The organism is Aliterella sp. E5.1 (genome assembly GCF_057473825.1).
This window is the reverse complement of sequence record NZ_JBYCCV010000297.1, coordinates 1-1,905: the sequence shown is the minus strand read 5'-3', so window position 1 is coordinate 1,905 and position 1,905 is coordinate 1. Positions and strand designations below refer to the sequence as shown.

Annotated in this window: 2 protein-coding genes and 1 pseudogene; 2 read left to right on the top strand and 1 reads right to left on the bottom strand. The window is 43.1% G+C overall.

The window, feature by feature from the left end; translation table 11 throughout:
* Window positions 1–184 precede the first annotated feature (184 nt).
* Together AC2VE5_RS26505 and AC2VE5_RS26500 are read left to right on the top strand one after the other, a co-directional pair.
* The gene (locus AC2VE5_RS26505; RefSeq protein WP_486890531.1) at window positions 185–1,078 is read left to right on the top strand and encodes a tyrosine-type recombinase/integrase; all 894 of its coding nucleotides are present in this window, start codon (window positions 185–187) and stop codon (window positions 1,076–1,078) included.
* 319 nt (window positions 1,079–1,397) lie between these two features.
* Window positions 1,398–1,670, top strand: a complete 273-nt coding sequence (locus AC2VE5_RS26500; protein ID WP_486890529.1) for a hypothetical protein — start codon at window positions 1,398–1,400, stop codon at window positions 1,668–1,670.
* Here AC2VE5_RS26500 and AC2VE5_RS26495 read toward each other — a convergent pair.
* Window positions 1,667–1,905, bottom strand: a pseudogene (locus AC2VE5_RS26495) (IS701 family transposase); the annotation flags it as partial. The gene AC2VE5_RS26500 and the pseudogene AC2VE5_RS26495 sit on opposite strands and share 4 nt — an antisense overlap.

The window sequence follows — 1,905 nt, the reverse complement described above, 5'->3', positions numbered from 1 at the left end:
TGGTCAAAGCAGATTAGATATCTATCTCAAATTTTGCACCAAGCCCAAATTCATACAAAATAGGCGTTTAAGTTAAATTGCTTTCAGGCTGAGCCGTGCTTGAATTATACTTTTCACTTTCTCAAGGTGATCACTTAAAAAATTAGGATATTTCAAAAAATTGATTTTTCGTTAGGTGCAAGATATGAGTTTAACTCCCATTACGGCAATTTCTAGGTTTGATGTCGCTTTTACGCCCACAGCGGGCTTGCTCGACTTATGGCTGCACGGCAAGTCACCCCATACTCAACGTTACTATCGTCGTGAAGCTCTGAAGTTTTTGGGGATTGTCGATAAACCTATTGAGTTAATAACCCTGGCTGATGTCCAAGGGTATGCAACGGCACTAAGTCAGAGTATTTTGGCGGTTTCTTCTCAGTCGAGGGCGATCGCGGCAATTAAATCTCTTTTTACTTTTGCTCATCAAAAAACTGGGTTGCTTAAAGCCAATCCCGCCGGAGCAATCGCTCTTCCCAAAATCAAGGACTGTTTAGCAGAGCGTATTTTACCTGAATGGGTAGTGCAAACTATGATTGGACTCGAACTAAATCTGCGTAATCGGGTGTTGTTGAAACTGATGTATATTGCTGGATTAAGGGTATCAGAAATAACGCAGTTGCAATGGTCATCGCTGCAAGTGCGAGAAGGGGGAGGGCAAGTATTGGTGTATGGCAAGGGTGGCAAGACACGGGCAATCAAGCTGCCTCCTAACTTATGGCAGGAATTGCAATTTCTGCGAGGTACGGCGGTACTGGAAGAACCAGTATTTATTAGCCGCAGACAGCAAGGACATTTAAGCCAATTGCAGGTAAATAGAATTGTCAAAGCTGCGGCTCAAAGAGTACCAGGACTAGAACCAGCAATCGCCGAGGTTATTAGCCCTCATTGGCTGAGACACGCCCATGCAAGCCATGCAATGGATCGTGGCGCTCCAGTTCATTTGGTCAAGGAAACTTTGGGTCATGCTAACATTGCCACTACTGGACGATATCTTCACGCGCGACCGACAGATAGTTCTAGTTTGTATCTAGACTCATGATTAGGGTTGATGCAGGCGTAGATAATTATTACAGTGCAACAGTTATTAGGTCATGCTAGTCCCGTGACTACCGCGCGGTATGACAGAAGGGAAAAGACGGCTAAACGTAAGACTGCGAGTTTGTTGCATACTCCTTACGTGCGGTCTTGAATTATTAGACATAAAAGCTTTAATAGTGATTGTACTGAAACTTTTGTTAGATAAGTTTTAAACTTCAGTGTAATTACCCTTAGAAATCGATAACATCTCGATTTAATCTAAAAAGCGGAAAAAGATTATTTTCTGTTTTGGAACTGAAAATAAATATCCGGAACCGATAATGTCCTTTGAGCAAGAGTTAGATATCTATTTGAGAGCGCGCTTTACCCTCCTCGTCTTAGTGACACCAGAAGAGGAACGAGTTCTAGCTGCTGTAAAAATCGTTTGCGAACGCACCCAACGCCCCTGTTTAACTTGGGATGTCGCCGATGGTTTTCAACCTCTGACCGACTGGCGCGGCTCCCTGCCGTCTGCCCGCGATCCAATTACCGCCCTAGAACAAATAGACAAAACCGAAGGTGATGGCTTATTTATCCCTCTTTTATCACTTTAGGCAGAAGAAAATCTAAATTGAAAGTTGAGCTGATGCACGATGGGACACACAAAGCAATTCATCTTACTGATGAGTCGCTTAAAGCCAAACTGCAATGGAGTGATAGGGAACACCTCTAACCATCGCTTGAGCCAGTTGAAACAAATTAATGGTTGGATAATTAAACGCAGATTATTGAGCAGATGTTTCCAACCGCTTTGATTGTTCCACCAGGGATGTTGAACAAATTGTTGAT